This window comes from Ensifer sp. GW101-20A05, assembly GCF_059424735.1.
The window spans coordinates 17,048-33,406 of the sequence record NZ_JBWKZT010000029.1 but is presented as its reverse complement, the minus strand read 5'-3'; the positions used below and the strand labels follow the sequence as shown (position 1 = coordinate 33,406).

Below are 16,359 nucleotides of genomic sequence, written 5' to 3'. Positions count from 1 at the left end.
TCCAAGATTGACCTGCCCGATGGGATTGAGGTCCGGGCTGTAGGGCGGCAGGAAGAAGAGGCGTGCCTCCTTGACGGCGCGGCGCACGGCTTATCCCTTGTGGCTGCCGAGATTGTCGAGGATTACGATGTCGCCCTTGGCGAGCGTGGGCACGAGGACTTTCTGGACATAGAGGGTGAAGAACTCGCCGTTGATCCGCCCGTCGACGACCCAAGGCGCATCGATACGGTCGCTGCGCAAAGCAGCGATGAAGGTCATGGTTTTCCAGTGGCCGTGCGGGACCGGTGCAGCGAGCCGCCGGCCGCGCGGCGCCCAGCCCCGCAGTGGCGCCATATTCGTCTTGATGATTTCATCGAGAAAGACCAGCCGACAGGCTTCGGAGCCCAGGGGATAGCTTTGTTGGCATCATTGGCAAAATCCTCCTTCAAATGACTTCTGAAACAGGATCCGGCGCGACAAACCGCTCAATCTACTGGTCCCGGAAAGCCCGCATCATCTGATCCGTCAACGGCTTCATCAGATACGAGAGCACCTTGCGCTCACCGGTCTGGATGAAAACCTCGACCGGCATGCCGGGAACGAGCGCTAGCTGGCCGAGTCTCTGCAATCCCTCCGGAACCGGGGTGATGCGCACCACGTAATAACTCTCGTTGGTGCGCTGATCCCGCGTGATGTCGGCGGCGACCCTGGAGACCACTCCGATAAGCTCAGGCGTGCTGCGCAGATTAAAGGCGGTGAACCGAAGCAGGGCTGCTTGGCCAACCAGAAGCTGGTCGATGTCTTGCGGAGCCACCTTTGCCTCGACCGTGAGGGCGTCAGCATCAGGGACAATCAGCATGATCGGTTCCCCGGCACCAATGACACCGCCGACGGTGTGCACAATCGACTGATGAACGGTACCGCTCGCAGGAGCACGAATATTGATGCGCGCCAGCTGATCTTCGGCCGTGACGTTTCGCTCCTCGAACTCGGCTATCTTGGCGTCGACCTCGCGCAATTCGCGTCCCGTCTCGCTCGAGAATTCCTTATCCAGTTGCAGGACCTGGAGCTCCACTTCCGCGATCGCTCCCTTTGTCTGCGCAATGCTCGAAACAAGCTGGGCTCGTTCGCCTTCGATCCGCGTAGCTTCGCGTTCATAAGCCGTCAGCTTGGATATCGGCACCAGCTTCTGTTCAAAGAGGCTGCGAACCCCGTCGAGCTCATTGTTGACCAGCTCGATCTCCCTAGCCTTGGCCACTTCCTGGGCCGAATGGCCTTCGATCTGCTTGCGGTACTGTTCCATCCTTTCGTGAAGTCGTGCCTTGTTGCCGGATCGCGCGATCCGGCGAAGTTCGAACAGTCGCTTTTCGCCGGCAACCAGCGCCGCCACCTCGGGAACGCCCATCCGGCTCGCAAGCAATGGAGCGAGCGTCATCTCTTCGCCGCCATCGCGCTCGGCCTCGAGACGGGATTTGCGGGCGTAAAGCTCGTCCAGGCTCTTGGTCACGAACGCGAGATTGGCACGGGGAACAACGTCGCTAAGCCGGACCACAACATCGCCGGCATTTACGTGGTTGCCGTCACGCACGAAGATCTCGCCGACGATACCTCCGGTGGAGTGTTGCACCTTCTTCTCATTATCCTCGACGACCACCGCGCCATGCGCGATGACCGCGCCCGAAATGTCCACGGTTGCGGCCCAGCCGCCGACGATGCCGGCGAGCAGGGTGATGAACGTCACCCCTCCCATGAGATTGCGTCGAATGGACCGCCGGTTGCAGTGCGTCGACCGAGTATCTGCCATCTTTGCGCCTGCCTCTTCTCGAGCGCTGTCAATTCGGCCGTTTCGGCGAGATCGAAACGGGCTTCGGGTTGGCGTTGTTGGCCGGCTGCAATGGCAAGAGTTTTGCCAGGACCCGTTCTCGCGGCCCGATCATGTGCATCTGTCCTTCCTTCATCGCCAGAACGAAGTCCAACTCAGAGAGGATGTTCGGTCGATGCGTCACGATCACGACAATCCCGGCGCGGGCCTTGACCCCCCGGATCGCCTCGGCAAGCGCCATTTCGCCTTCAACGTCGAGATTGGAATTCGGCTCGTCGAGGACAACGAGGAACGGGTTCCCGTGGAGCGCGCGCGCGAGCGCCACACGCTGACGCTGTCCCGCCGACAAAGCGGCGCCGCCTTCCCCGATCTGGGTCTCGTAACCGTTGGGCAGGCTGACGATCAGATCATGGACGCCCGCCGCTCGGGCGGCGGCAACGACGACGCCAGGGTCCGGGTACGGGTCGAAGCGGGCAATATTGTCCGCCACCGTCCCCGCAAAAAGCTCGACATCCTGGGGCAGATAGCCCACGTGTCTGCCGAGTTGTTCCGATGGCCACTGATCGAGCGCCGCGCCATCCAGCTTTACCCGCCCCGCCAGGGGCCGCCATGCGCCGACCAGCGCGCGAACGAGGCTCGACTTGCCGGAGCCGCTTGGTCCTATGACGCCGATCCCCGAGCCGGCATCCAGATTGAACTCGATGCCCTGGACAACAACCCGCTGCGTCCCTGGCGCGCCGATCACGAGCCGGTCCACGGTCAAGCTCGATCTCGGTGCCGGAAGCGCCATTGGCTGCACGTCCTGGGGCAGGCGGGCGAGCAGTTGCCCGAGCCTGCGCCAGCTCTGGCGTGCACCCACGAAATTGCGCCAATGGGAGATGGCAAGGTCGATAGGGGCAAGCGCCCTGCCGACCAGGATCGAACCTGCAATGATGATCCCGGCGGTCGCCTCGCCATGGATCACGAGCCAGGCACCTACGCCTAGCATTGCGGACTGCAGCATCAGCCGCAATGCGCGCGAAGCGCTACCCAGGCCGCCCGTGACATCGCTGACACGCTGCTGCTGGGCGAGGCACTGGCGACTTGCGTCCCGCCATTGGTCATGGAGGCGCCTCCCCATCCCCATCGCCGCGAGGACCTCCGCATTGCGGCGACTCGCCTCGGCGAGGATATTGCGGCGGGCGCCCGTCAAGACCGCCGCGCTCGCTGGCCTGCGCGTGAGTATCTCGGTGGTCGCTGTGAGGAGAACCAGTATGATTGCGCCGCAAATGGCGGTTATCCCGAGAACCGGATGGAAACTCCAGATGATTGCCAGATAGAAGGGGAGCCACGGCAGTTCGAAGAACGCATTGGGTCCCGGCCCCGAGAGAAAGGAGCGGATGCTGTCGATATCGCGCTGCGGCTGCAGCCCGTCGCCCTGATAGCCGACCAAGAGGGGCAGCCTGGTTATCGCGGTGAAAACACGTCCGGAGACCGCCTCGTCCAGTTCGGTGCCGATGCGGGCCATGATGCGACCACGCACGAGGTCGATGATGGCCTGCCCGACGAAGAGAATGCCGGCCAGTATTGCCAGGCCGACCAGCGTCGGAACGCTGCGGCTCGGCAACACGCGGTCATAAACCTGCAGCATAAAAAGCGCACCGTTCAGCATGAGGATGTTGCTCACGCCACTGAACGCCGCAACACCGGCGAGCGCTCCCTTGCAGGAGCCAAGCGCGCTGGCCAGTTCCGAGCCCGCTGCCGGATTACCGGCAAGGGAAATGGGCCGCGCAGCAGCCGATGGCTGTGGCGAGGGTCCCGTCCGCTTCCGCCGTGCCGGCCCGAATAACAGCAACAGGCCGAGACTTCCGATCATCAGCCAGAACGGGAGCCCGTCCGCTGCGCTCTGCAGGTCTTGAAACAACAAAGGATCGGGCAGGTACCCCGTCAGGGCCGCAAGCGCGCTACCGCCGGGATCGCCGATTTGATGAGGCAACAGCAGAGCCAAAGGTCCGACCTGCGCGAGAGCGATGAAGATCAGAACCATACCGGCAGTCTGCCACTTTGTGAGGCTGCGTCGACGACGGCTATAGCGCGGCCTTTTCCGGCGCCATCCGGCTCGCAACAGCGCCGATCCACCGGGCTCTGCGAGGCGAGGCTCCGCGCGCAGATGGCCCGCCAGAACCACCAGTGCGGTTCCGACAAACATCGTCAAAGCCGGAGGGATGAGATCCAAGATGCCGAGCTCCGCGCCCCCGGGTTCGACACCGTCGGGAAGATAGATCCCCAAGGGCTCCGACAGCGCCTTGACTGCAACGAGAAGATCAAGAAACCGCGATTGGACGAACCAGGCAAATCCAAACAGCAGCAAGACAAAGCCCACGCCCGTGCCGAGCCGGGCGATTCGCCGCACCTGTTTATCTCCCTTGTCTTTTGCGGGCATCGCGCATGAAAATTTGGACCGGATCGGTGGCATCGAAATGATCGCCCATCAAAGCAGCAAGTATTTCGACAAAGAGCGCGAAGAGGACGTTCGAATAGACCTCAGACCTGCTGCATGGCCGCGCCTTACCTGCGCGCTGCAACACGCCAAAGTATTCTCCTCGGAACCGCCGCGAAGCAGTCGGGTCAACACATGCACGATCTTCATTTGCGAATACCTCCACTAACCTGTGTGCCTGAGACGACGCCTCGACCGGGAGCCCGCGGGTCGAAAAAGGAAGGTCCGGATTTCAAGAATGCGCTGCAGTCCGGCTTTGCAGGGGATCATTTTCGTCCCTGAAAAGGCTAGATCGATGAGCGCGCGCGCTGCATCTCATGAGGCGTCTTTGCGAAGCGGCGAAGCCTTCTACAAGGACAACCAGATCTCCTTGAAAAGCTCCCGCTTGACACTCTCAGCGCTGGCGCTGGCGTCGATGGTCCTGATGTCGTTGTCCAAGGCCCGCAGTTCGGCCATGAGTGCCAGCCGCGCGTCGAACCCCTCCCTGGTAATTTCTCCGGGCTTTCGCGCCTCGGAAACCGAATAATCGGAGACGAGATGCAGCGTCAGATGCGGCCTGCAAGAATCCATCCGCTCGTATAGCTTCTTTTCAAGCCGCGCCAGCATGCCCACGCCAGGCGCGGATGAGAGATTTGGCGGTATCATCGGCCCGTCCAGATATCCGTGCCGAAGCTTCTGTGGCCAGCGGTCGCTGATAACGATCATGCCGCGCATTGCCCATCGATGCGCACGGTTCACAACGGCGTACCGTTCGATTGCGATCAGAACTCCCCAGAGCGCCAAACCGACCGATAGTATCCTTCCCATTGCGCGGCTTTCCCGGCCCTCGGTCCGGATCATCGCCTTGAGCTCGCGCCGGCGGTAAAAAGCCAGGCGCTGCAGCCCCTTGCGCAACCGCCATCCTCTTCCCTCGCCGGTGCCGACATAAACCTGGGCGCAGCCGAACTTCCATCGAAATATCCGTGTCAGCAGGCTGACCTGCGTGCTCTTTCCCAGTCCGTCCGGAGCGACGAGCGCCACCACGACCCCACCGGCCCAGGGCCACCGTTTTGGCGGTACGGCGCCGGGCATGACGCGACCTGCGAGCCTCAGGGCGAGATAGGAGGCCTTGCGCACGAAATGAACCGCAGCATCCGCGATACCGCTGGCTCTCGAGAAGCCGCATCTCTGCCGGAGCGAAAGCCTCAGTCTTGCAAGGTCGCCGCTGTGCACCAGAATACCGTCCTCGCTCGGCCGAATCCTGCAGCTGACGCTTCTGCCACGGCCAAATTTGTATTCAATGATGTAGGAATTCGGTTCGCCGGGGGCGGGGGACAGGCGCGCAAGTTGCTCCTTGCGACTGCCACGTATCGCCACCCAACGTTTCCACGGAAGCGTCCACAGACGGAACGCGAAGCGGGCGATCGATATCCGAACCTCGTCCTCAGGGGAGACGACGGGGATGGAAATCCCCCCAACGAATACATGCTCCCACCGCCCGACCGCCGCATGATCGAAAGCCAGGTAGCGCTTGCGAAACTCCCAGCCGACACGAATTCCGACGTGGAGGTCGAGATGGAGATAGGCACCGCATGAAAAATCGGCAACGAACCAATCCTCTCTGCCGGCGCAAACATTGTCGTAGCAAGAGAGGCTTACCCCGCGGCGACCATGCAACTCAGCCATTATCGAACAGAACATCGGGTAGTCCTGCTTATCGAGGAGCACATCCAGATCGTCGCAGCCGGCGACCGCCTCAGGCAGGCTCGCGAGATCCTGGATAATCCCGTATCTCACCCCTGCCTCATCCAGGGCGCGAAACAAGGTTGCCGCCACTGGAAACGCGGCAGCCGTATCGGCTGCGTGCAACGGCGCGATTGCGTCCGAGCCAGCTAGGTCCATGCCTGGTACGTCATTCTGCTTGTCCGCCGCATCCACGGTCAGATTCCGGCGCCCAGCGATTACCTGATGTGGGTTCATATCGTGCTCCCGGGCCGCTTGCCGACCATGGCGCGCGCCGTGTTCGAAGGAGTGACGGTAATGTGCTTGTCCGGGCGGGCTTCGCTTCGCGATCTCTGCATGAAGCGCATGTGTGGCCATTTTGCCAAGGGGACGTCTACTGCGGATTTCTTCGCAAGCTGCCGCACTTAGGGTGAGTCGTGTGACTGCGCCCCCACACCAATAGAAACTATACCAAACAAGAACAATACTCTACATTAACATTCATGTTATAAGCAATTGATCTCTATCAATATACATAGGAACGGATCTATTCATAACATCAATAAGTATTCTTACTGCTCCAGACCGTCCAACATAATCCAAAGTACCAAGCTGGTCCGCAAATGGCCCATTCGTGACCCGTATCTTCTGCCCTGGCTCCAAAAGACTCTTCGGGTGCAGGAACCCCTCGTCATCGGTTGCTGACAGGAGGGTCTCAATGACGCCGAATGGAACCGGAATCGGCGCGCAATCTGTCATGACGAGCTTGCGAACGCCCACGGTGGAATTGATTGGCGACCACCTTTGCTCGCGAATATCGAATGATACGAACAGGTAACCTTCAAAATATGCGGAACAAACCGGTCTGATTTTGCGCGCATGCCGGACAGTTCGCCGTCTTTTCGGCAAATAGGTTCGGAAGTTTTGAGACGACAGGTGTCGTTCGGCCAGGACTTCGCAGTGCTGGTGCGTCTGAACCACATACCAACGTGCACTACGCGCATCCTGGCTGTCCAGCGGTTCCGCTACCGAACTTTCCATTTTTAGCATACTCAACCCTCTGAATGCAGATGGGCCGCCACAAGCAAATTAAATCAACAATTTTGCATGGCCGCGCTCATGCCCGTGAACCATCCATGTTCCGCCACCCGTTGTCGCGAACATCCATGAACATTGCACACCGAGGCGCCAGCCACCCGAGAATGTATCAGGTTCGCGGACCTGCGTGCCATCAGCACTAGAGCGTAACAGGCTGGGAGCAAGTGATTAGCAGATAGATACTTTTTGCCGATCAACCCTGCAAAAAGGCGCAGGCGCATACCACCGTAGTGGAGCGAGCTTACGACGGATTAGACGGATCGGCCCGCTGATTACAGACTTTCAAATGTGCTATTTCTCAAGCGGATTACCGGCTTTGTGAGGCCGAGTTGGGGTGCACCATGATTTTTGCCCCTCTGGCGCGGCTGCCGGCAGAGTGAAGACACGGGGTGCGGTCGGCAATTATGACGCGGGAAGGCACGGAGGAGGCCACGACGATGACCTTACTAGAAGCGAATGAAGGAGCTGTCGTGCAAGTTTCCCCTGATGGCGTGGCGGCGGGCCTCGTGACCCAGGCCCGGCTCGTGCGCATCCGTGGGCAGAACATCCTGTTCAGCCCAACCCAGCGCGCCATCTTCGCCCTTAACGACACGGCCGCCGACATCTGGCGCTCGTTGCAGGAAGGCGCTTCACCGGATGCTATCCCGCGCAGGATCATGCGCGGTCACGTTGATGCCCTCGATGCGAAAGAATACGTTCAAACCGCGCTAAGGGATTGGGAGCGCCTGGGCCTGATCCGGCCACACGCACCATCGGCCTCCGCTTCGCTTCACAAGCATGTGGTCCAAACGCTGGCCGTGGCGGACCGTCGCATCCGGATTGTCTATCCAGCGACCCATGCCTTTCCGGCAATCACCGTCTTCAGGCACCTCGAAGTCCAGCCGGAGGCCACCGACACTCTCCTGGAACTGGTCGAGCACGGGGATCGGATCCACGTGTTCCGGAATAGTGACTGGCTTCGGACCTGCTCCCCCGAGGAGATCCCCACCGTGCTGAAGGGGGAATTGCTGTCCGAAGCGCTCGAGCATGGCATCTATGAACTTGCACTCCACGCAGCCGCCCTCTCCTCAGGCGAACGCCTGATCCTGCTCTGCGGCGATCCCGGTGCAGGCAAGACGACGCTGACATTGGCCCTGGCCCAATCGGGCTTCGGCTTCGTCTCGGACGATGTGACCCTTTTGAACTGCGGCGGGCTTGGCATCGGACTTCCCTTCGCCGCCGGCGTCAAGCCCGGCGCATGGCCTCTTCTTGCCGGATACTATCCCGAGCTCGCTGCAGCACCGATCTTCAGGCGCCCCGATGGCAAGCGAGTGCGCTACATCGTGCCGAAACACTTTTCGCCGGTGTCGCAGGCCCCCCGAGCCATAGGCTGGGTGATCCTGCTTAACCGCGACCGCGGCTCCCGTCCCAGTCTGGATCCGGTCGATGCGGTCGGTGCGTTGCGCGGCTTGCTCAACGGTGCGTTTGCGCCCGGCCGAGATCTCGGCAGCACCGCCTTCGAAATGCTGACACAGGTTATTGGATCGGCCAGGACCTGCTCCCTCACCTATTCCTCGCTGGAAGATGCGTTGGAATTGATCCGGGGAGCTTGCCGGTGATGCGTGCCGACACCGCTCTTGACGCCCTGGTCTCCGGCCTTCAGGGGCACCTCGTCGCCGATGTCGACTGGCAAGCCTTGATCGCACTGGCGAACCACACGCTGCTCACGCCCGCCCTATTCTCCTCGCTCGCCCAATCGGGCCAGATCGAGCGGCTGCCAGGCGACGTGCGCGATTATCTTGCCTTTATCGATGACTGCAATCGGAACCGGAACCTGAGCTTGAGGGCACAGTTGATCGAGACCGTCGCCGCGTTCAACAGCCGAGGGATCGTTCCGATTCTGCTCAAGGGAGCCGTTCCGCTCTTTGTTTCCCCGCCCGGCCGGTTGCCCAGCAGGATGACGAGCGATCTCGATATCGCCGTGGAAGCGGGCGAGGAGGCTGCCGCCAAGGCCTGCCTCGAAGAGCTTGGCTATCGTGAGGTGCCGGACGTTCGTGGCATGGCGCGTCCGCAGGATGCGGGCATCCTGGAACTCCGGCGGTATCGGCCGGACGGATTCGGATGCCCCCAGCCCGTCCAACGGGATGGCCTTCGGGTGAAGATTCCTTCCCTTGAGGCCCGCGCAATGCACTGGATCATGCATGACCTCCTCAAGGAAGGAGATTACTGGCGCGGAAGAATCGATCTGCGGCACCTGCACGATCTGGCACAACTCGCCGAAAGCGAACAGTTGGATTGGGCGGCGCTGCGCACGGCAATGCCAAACAAAACCACCCGGAATGCGCTCGACACCCAACTGCTGACCTTGCACCATTTCTTTGGGACGAAGATTCCGGCAGACGCCGCAGGGCGCCCGATGCCCCGCCTCCAGCACTGGAGGCGCATCTATACGGTCAGGCATCCTGTCTCCGGCGCTCCGCTACGCCTCGCCGGCAACCTGGCATGGGGCCTCAGCCGGCTCACACGTTCCCTTGAGCTGGCGCGTCGCAACCCGATCGAACTGGTGCGTCGCGCAGGCCTCATCCTTTCGAATAAGGGGCTACGCTCAAAGATTTAGGGATCAAATCTAAGGTCTGGATGGTTCCTACACGGACAGGATGTATACTGTTCATGAGTGTTTCCAAAGGAGCCAGGGCAATGGAGAAGAGAAACGACTCAGAAATGATCCCTGAGGGACTGGAAACTGAAGCGCAGGCTCGAAGAGATTTTCTCAAGAAGGCCGGGCGTTTTGCCGTTGTAACACCTCCGGCGATTACCCTCCTCCTTGGTACGAGCCTGAGTTCGCGCGCCATTGCCAAGTCCAATGGCACACGTCCCGGCTGGGGTTTTGGGGACAAGAACCATACCCACAACGGACCTCCGGGTCTCTGGAAGCGGTTGGGCGGCTGATCGGTGGTCCTTCGCCTCACACTCAGTTTTTGATCATCTTCTTCCACGACTTGGTGTCCACTTATTTTGGTGGACACCTTATGCGTCAGCTTACTCAAGAGAAGACGGCGCGGGGAATTTCGCGCTTGGCGTTGATTTTCCTTGGACGCCGCTCTTTCTGAGCGTGATCTTCCTTTTTCACCCAACGCTCTCGGATAGGTCGCCAGCGGTGGCGGGCTCGTGCTGATCGTCCTGACATTGGCAAACCAGTTGCGTTCCCGGACACCCGCCTCGGCCCATTGGCCGGGAAGCCGAGGCGCCGGGGCAGAATGCCGAGGCGGTTCAGGTTGTCGGAATGCGCGAGGCTGCGGTTTGTGATGGTCTCCCGATTGTCGAAGGAAAAAGGCTATAATATCTCGATAAGCGCCTTTTCGCGCGTCGCCATTTTCAATCCGAAGGCGAGGCTTGTTGTTTTCGGCGACGGGCCAGAGCGCGAAAGTCTAGAGAGACTTGGTCAAGAAACTCCGCCTTAATTGAGCCTGGCCAAGGAGCTGCCACGGCACGACATTTTCATCCAGGCATTCGCGCATCAAGGAAGGGTCGCCGGTGTCGATCGTCGAGGCGATGGCCTGCACTTTACCAGTCATCGCCACTGCGATCGGCGGAATTGCCAGCCAGGTCGTCCCTGGGCGGACAGGATACCTTGTCTCCGAGGGCGACGTTGCCGGCATGTCGGTGGCGATGCAGAGATTGGCGTCGGACCCGGCGCTGCGTAAGCAATTGGGAAGCGCAGCCCGCACGCAGGCCGTCGCTTATCATGACTCCACGACGAAGGCGCGGCGCCTTGGCGAGTTAAGCGTCCGCCGGTCGGCAACAGCATGATTGCCGATGTCCGGCGGTGCGAGCTTAGGACAGCGAAATGGCGGCGGCTCGACGAGCAACGGGATCTACGGATTTCGAACAAACCTGCACTGCAACATCCGTGGCGTCGAGAACGGCATAACCGTCTTGGAGCCGGCCCTTATCCAAGACAACTAATTCATAGGTAGTAATTCTTAGGTAGGCGCCGCTAACGGTGGCAGCGATGTTCAGATCTTGCACAGCACGTTGCCAACGAGGTGATGTCTCACGTTCCAGCCTCGGTTCCGTCGATCATGGGAACGCGAGAGCTTGAGAGCTTGGCGCCGCGGTGGCAACAGGAGCAGGTGCGGTGAACCACGGCCGAGAGGTGATAGTGCTTCCCGGCGCCGATCTTACCCACAAGTGTCTACGCCGCTGCCGATCTCGTGGGGTTCGGCGTTGCGCGCGCTTTCCATTGGTCCCCCGCTGATCGTCTAGGGTAGAAGAGGCGTTCTCTGAAGCGTTCGAGCCCTCGACATGCGAGCTGTCCTTGCGGCAAGGTTTTTACGGCTTGGCTGAGGGCGCAGCTGGAGCCAGCCGCCTTGCCGCACAAATGGAGAGCTTAATCAATGATACCCGATCGTCGGGCAGCGCTTGCTCACTTCGGGCGAGAAATGGTCACCAAACGCTTTAGCCTGCAATGAGCAGCGGATCTGCAACTCGACATCTACCGCCAATCCTGGCCGACCCGCCGAAACGTAGGCTCAGCGATGCGATGCGCTCGGCCCGTCTTTCACTGATGCTCGAAATCGCGAGCCATGATCCGTTCCGCAAGCGGATAAAGAAAGTCCGGGAGCAGACCATCCTGGCCACCGTCTACTCGGGCAACTGGCCCCCGACCCACGGAGAGTGAAACTCTTGTGCCCTGTTCCAGCCGAATGCAGAAACTATTTCAGCGCCGCCTGACCTGCCCCTGAGAATTTCCTCCAGAATGGATTAGGCTGTGGTGACGAATTAACCATTTGGGATTCCGTTTTGGGGGCAGATCAGATTCAACGCTGACTTTTGGAGGTTGGCGATGGATGGTGAGGTTCTCAGGGATGATCAGTGGGAGCGGCTGAAGCCGTTTGCGCCCGGCGGTCGCAAAGGCAGGCGCGGCCCGCGCAGCGACGGGCGCCGGTTCTTCGACGCGGTGTTGTGGCTTGCCCGATCGGGTGCCCGCTGGCGTGACATGCCCGAAGACCGCTTCGGCCCCTATTAGACAGTCAAACGGCGTTATTACCGCTGGATCGAACAGGGTGTGTTCGACCGGAGGTACGGTGCAAAAGGCGGATGATCAGTTGCTGACGCGCGAAGAAGCGCTTCGTCTCTATACGCGAAGCGCCGCATGGATCGGCTTTGCGGAAGAGGATCGCGGTACGCTTTCCGCGGGCAAGCTCGCCGACCTTGCCGTGCTCGACAAACCGCACATGACCATGCCGGTGGGCGAGATCGACACGGTCCGCTCCGTCCTGACCCTGCTCGGCGGCAAGGTCGTGCACGACGCGGACGTCATCAAGGCAGCCAGACCATCACCGCCAGCGGCGGCGGATTATCCGGGGGCAATTAGGATGAATTCGGCAACCACGAATACGGACTACGGTCGAACCGTGGCCCGAACTCTTCGGAGCCGAGAACGATGTGAAGCCTGTCGGCGCGGCAGGCTTCCGCATGTGGCTATCGGCGGAGCGGCACTTGGCCAGTTTTCTAACCCCATTTACGCATTTGTCTAATCCTTGACGGCTGCGTGCACTGTGAGACGCTATGACTTCACGGTTGTAATGCGTGGGGGTATCCAGTGAAATTCTCAAAGGCCAAGAAGAAACATCCCGGAAAGATGCATAAAACAGTTGGTGCGATCGGTCGTTACGACGAAGGCTTCGTCAGCGGCGGACGCGCCACCCCCGGTTTCTCTTACCGGGGAAGATGGCTCAACGAAGGATGCCCGGGCACCTTCGAGACATGGCTGGTCAACAAAGGCGTCATGCCCAAGGTTTAACAGCGACGCCCGGACGGCATTTCCATGGACTGCGCCGTTCGGTGTGGTGCGCCATCTTGCGCCTCAGTTGCGCGCAGCGCTCTGTCACGGAAGCCTTGCAATCCGGCGACACCCGCGTTGCGGAACGTCCTTCGCCGGCGGGAAATCTCGCAGGCACGCTCACGCGCTATGTTGAGTTTTGCGCCGGACGAGCAGCCTTTCCAGCGCTTCGTCGACCAAGGCAGGAATTCGCGTCGGATCTTCCAGATATGCGACTTCGAGCAGGCCAGCAACGACCGCGGGATCATCCGCCGGCAGCTGCGTTGAAGCAAAAACGAGACGGACCGGGTTCGCGGAGTTAACATGCGCATTCGGGATGGAAGGATCGTTGAGAGCCCGCGATACGTGAAGGGATAGAGCCCGCCCTCACCGCCCTTCGGGCATCCTGCGGGGCGGGCGCGCGCGTCCAATTAAGGCGACCTGGGCTTCGGGTGTCCGGCGTAGGCGCATCTGCAGACGAGCGGTCTCAAGCCGCTCCGCGGTGAGATCAGTATCAGGCACACGTTGTGGAGGCTTTCACTGAGCGGACGCTGCAACTTTTGCGCATCGTGCGTGGCCAGGCAAAACGAAAAGTTTTGCATCTCTAATATTCGCGATGCTATGGTTCATTCGTTTGGCCCTCTTGTTCGGCGCGGAATCGTTGCCGGCTGGAGGAGGCATAGTCCGGGGGCCCGAGCATGGCATTTACTCTGCCTCGCCTGCCTTTGCTCGCGAACCTGGAAGGTTACCGCGTCGGATGGCTACGCAACGATATCTCCGCCGGACTTGCAATTGCCGCCGTTGGCCTTCCCAGCGCCATCGCCTACCCGGCCATAGCCGGACTGCCCGCCGAAACCGGCCTCTATGCCAGCATCACGCCGCTCATCGCCTATGCGGTCTTCGGCCCGTCGCGCCAGCTCATCGTTGGTCCGGACGCTGCCACGATGACCGTGTTGGCAGCGGTTCTGACAACGGTATTCGCTACATCCGGCGCGACGGTCGACCGCGTGACAGCAGCCGCGCTGCTGGCGCTGATCGTCGGCATCCTATGCCTGATTGCGCGCCTTGTACGGCTCGGGGTGCTGGCGACCTTTCTGTCACGCCCGATCCTGACCGGCTTTTTCGCCGGCATCTCGCTGTCGATCCTGGTTGGGCAGATCAAGCGCTTTACCGGCGTCAATATCGAGTCCGAGGGCTTGGTATCACCTGTGCTCGAACTCCTGCGGCAAGCCGGTTCGATCCATTGGCCCACCCTGGCGTTCGCCTTGGCCTGTTTTGCACTCTTGCAAGTGGCCCGCATCTATCGCTCGCCCATACCTGGCCCGGTAATAGTCGTTTTTTTGGCTGTGCTGCTTTCCTTTCTCTTTGACTTCGAGGGACACGGAATGGCGGTCGTCGGCGACATACCGCAAGGGCTGCCGTCGCTCGTCCTGCCGCGCATTGGGAACCTGCCGATTGATGCCTTGCTGACCGGCGGAGCCGCCATCTTCCTCGTCAGCTTCGGCTCCGGTGTCATTGCCGCGCGTAGTTTCGCAACGCTCGGCGGCTACCGCGTCGATCCGAACCGTGAACTGACGGGCTTCGGTGCGGCAAACTTCGCCGCCGGGCTGTTCGGCACGTTTCCGGTCACGGCTTCGGATTCCCGCACCGCCGTCAACTTTGCCGTCGGCGGTCGTTCACAAATCGCAAGCCTGGTCGCGGCCGCGACCCTCATGGCGGTGCTTGTGTTTCTCGGCAGCGTTCTGCGCATCCTGCCGATCGCCGCGTTGGGTGCGATTCTCGCGGCAACCGCACTCAGTTTGATCGACCTCGAAGGCCTGAGGCGCATATGGCGCGTCAACCGGATCGAATTCGTATTCGCTCTGATCGCCTTGTGGGGACCGATCGGGCTCGGCGTCTTGAACGGCGTGGTCATCGCCATTGCCGCAACGCTGATCTATCTGCTGCTGCAGGCCATGTATCCGCACGACGCCCTACTCGGCAGGATTCCTGGTCGGGACGGCTTCTATAAGCTGCATCGCGCACCGGATGCACGTCCTGTGCCGGGCTTCGGCGCCTGCATGATCCAGGACAGCCTGCTTTTCTACAATGCGGACTATGTGCGGGAGCGCTTGACGGCCATTGCCGACGAATTGCCGCCGCCGGCCCATTGGCTGGTCATCGATGCCAGTGCGATCCCCCAGATCGACAGCACCGCCGCCGAGATGCTCGGGGAACTGGCCGACGAACTAAAGGCGCGCGACATTGCGCTCGGCCTGGCGGAATTGCACACGGATGCCCGCGCCCTCCTCGACCGGGCGGGCATCATCGAAAGAATTGGCCCGAGCATGGTCTTCGAGGGCATGGAGGACGCGCTCGACGCCTACGAGGCCCGATACGGCGAAGGTAAGACGGCGGACGGGGAAATCACTGCGAACTCCGACGCCATGAAAACAGCGCGCAGTATCGAAACGGGAGGGAACGATGGGAAAACACGAAGGCAAGAAAAAGAATAAGGAAAAGAACGGCGCCGCTGCCGAAGCAGCGGCATCAGAGGAACGATCATCCAGTGGTTACGCCAAGGAACTCGCCCGGCTGCAGGAAGAGATCGCACACCTGCAGGCCTGGGTTAAAAAGACCGGCGCCCGCATCGTCATTGTCTTCGAAGGACGCGATGCCGCTGGCAAGGGCGGCGTGATCAGGCGGTTTACCGAGCGCGTCAGCCCCCGTGTCTTCCGGGTCACGGCCCTGCCCGCGCCAACGGAGCGGGAAAAATCGCAGATCTACATGCAACGCTACATTCAACACCTGCCGGCGGCCGGCGAAGTGGTGATTTTCGACCGGTCCTGGTACAACCGCCCGGGCGTGGAACGCGTCATGGGCTTTTGCTCGGATGACAGCGCCCGACGTTTCCTCGAACTCGCACCCCGCTTCGAAGCGGCAATGGTCGAAAGCGGCATCGTCCTGCTGAAATACTTCCTCGATGTCAGCGAGAAGGAACAGGAGCGCCGGTTCCGTCAACGCATCGCAGACCCGTTGCGCCAGTGGAAACTCAGCCCGATGGATGTCGAATCCTATCAGCGCTGGTGGGACTACACCCGGGCCTATAACGAGATGATCCGCATGACGGACACGGAGTATGCGCCCTGGTGGATTGTACCGTCAGACGACAAGAAGCGGGCGCGGATCAATTGCATCTCGCATATTCTCGCCTCGATCCCCTATGAGCGCGTGAAGTTTTCCGAACCGGACCTCGGCAAGCGCCAGAAGCGACCGGGCGGCTTCGCAGACGACGATCACATTCGCAGAACCGTACCTGACGTTTTCTAAGGCTGATAAGCCCGCGCCTTCTGGCGCGGGCTTACAGAAACGGTTGAGCGTTCCCTGATAGTAGGAATGCGGAACCACCGATGCCGGCGGGTCATTCGACACCGGGTATGGTCGCGCCTAAAGCGCGTCGCGATCTTTCACATTCGCTCCTTGCGCTTTAAGTTCTTG

At 60.8% G+C, this 16,359-nt stretch carries 13 protein-coding genes and 2 pseudogenes; 10 read left to right on the top strand and 5 right to left on the bottom strand.

The features are described 5' to 3' along the window. Positions 1-12: 12 nt before the first annotated feature. The 5 genes and pseudogenes from AC070A_RS33645 to nusG all read right to left on the bottom strand — a co-directional run. A pseudogene (locus AC070A_RS33645) lies at positions 13-372 on the bottom strand (IS630 family transposase); the annotation flags it as partial. Between the two features lie 97 nt (positions 373-469). Continuing rightward, positions 470-1,783, bottom strand: coding sequence for an HlyD family type I secretion periplasmic adaptor subunit (locus tag AC070A_RS33640; protein WP_057251175.1), 1,314 nt, complete (start codon positions 1,781-1,783; stop codon positions 470-472). Positions 1,784-1,811: 28 nt separating this feature from the next. After that, positions 1,812-3,563 carry a type I secretion system permease/ATPase gene (locus tag AC070A_RS33635; protein WP_309239092.1) on the bottom strand — a complete coding sequence of 584 codons (1,752 nt, stop codon included), beginning with the start codon at positions 3,561-3,563 and terminating at the stop codon, positions 1,812-1,814. A 1,065-nt stretch (positions 3,564-4,628) separates the two neighbouring features. Continuing rightward, complete coding sequence (locus AC070A_RS33630) at positions 4,629-6,239, bottom strand: hypothetical protein (protein WP_057251176.1); 1,611 nt, start codon at positions 6,237-6,239, stop codon at positions 4,629-4,631. 243 nt (positions 6,240-6,482) lie between these two features. Beyond that, the gene (nusG, locus tag AC070A_RS33625) at positions 6,483-7,022 is read right to left on the bottom strand and encodes a transcription termination/antitermination protein NusG (protein ID WP_255571611.1); all 540 of its coding nucleotides are present in this window, start codon (positions 7,020-7,022) and stop codon (positions 6,483-6,485) included. Positions 7,023-7,516: 494 nt separating this feature from the next. On the opposite strand from nusG, the gene AC070A_RS33620 reads away from it, so the two are divergent. The 10 genes and pseudogenes from AC070A_RS33620 (at position 7,517) to ppk2 (ending at position 16,191) form a co-directional block, all read left to right on the top strand. Beyond that, entirely contained in the window at positions 7,517-8,677 is a 1,161-nt protein-coding gene (locus tag AC070A_RS33620) for a PqqD family peptide modification chaperone (protein ID WP_057251193.1), read from the top strand. Then, entirely contained in the window at positions 8,677-9,675 is a 999-nt protein-coding gene (locus AC070A_RS33615) for a nucleotidyltransferase family protein (protein ID WP_113133826.1), read from the top strand. Before AC070A_RS33620 ends, AC070A_RS33615 begins: the two co-directional genes overlap by 1 nt. A gap of 80 nt (positions 9,676-9,755) precedes the next feature. Next, complete coding sequence (locus AC070A_RS33610; RefSeq protein ID WP_113480109.1) at positions 9,756-10,007, top strand: hypothetical protein; 252 nt, start codon at positions 9,756-9,758, stop codon at positions 10,005-10,007. A 308-nt stretch (positions 10,008-10,315) separates the two neighbouring features. After that, complete coding sequence (locus AC070A_RS33605; RefSeq protein ID WP_492383953.1) at positions 10,316-10,519, top strand: glycosyltransferase; 204 nt, start codon at positions 10,316-10,318, stop codon at positions 10,517-10,519. A 55-nt stretch (positions 10,520-10,574) separates the two neighbouring features. Continuing rightward, positions 10,575-10,868: a glycosyltransferase gene (locus AC070A_RS33600; protein WP_309140582.1), complete on the top strand. Its 294-nt coding sequence runs from the start codon at positions 10,575-10,577 to the stop codon at positions 10,866-10,868. 1,036 nt (positions 10,869-11,904) lie between these two features. Beyond that, positions 11,905-12,150, top strand: a pseudogene (locus tag AC070A_RS33595) (transposase); the annotation flags it as partial. Further along, the gene (locus AC070A_RS33590; protein WP_492383952.1) at positions 12,125-12,598 is read left to right on the top strand and encodes an amidohydrolase family protein; all 474 of its coding nucleotides are present in this window, start codon (positions 12,125-12,127) and stop codon (positions 12,596-12,598) included. The pseudogene AC070A_RS33595 and the gene AC070A_RS33590, both read left to right, overlap by 26 nt. A gap of 65 nt (positions 12,599-12,663) precedes the next feature. Next, on the top strand, positions 12,664-12,864 hold the full coding sequence (locus tag AC070A_RS33585) for a hypothetical protein (protein WP_143033022.1): 201 nt from the start codon (positions 12,664-12,666) through the stop codon (positions 12,862-12,864). A 716-nt stretch (positions 12,865-13,580) separates the two neighbouring features. After that, positions 13,581-15,377: a SulP family inorganic anion transporter gene (locus AC070A_RS33580; protein WP_112997236.1), complete on the top strand. Its 1,797-nt coding sequence runs from the start codon at positions 13,581-13,583 to the stop codon at positions 15,375-15,377. After that, positions 15,346-16,191 carry a polyphosphate kinase 2 gene (ppk2, locus tag AC070A_RS33575; protein ID WP_057252141.1) on the top strand — a complete coding sequence of 282 codons (846 nt, stop codon included), beginning with the start codon at positions 15,346-15,348 and terminating at the stop codon, positions 16,189-16,191. Before AC070A_RS33580 ends, ppk2 begins: the two co-directional genes overlap by 32 nt. Positions 16,192-16,359 lie beyond the last annotated feature (168 nt).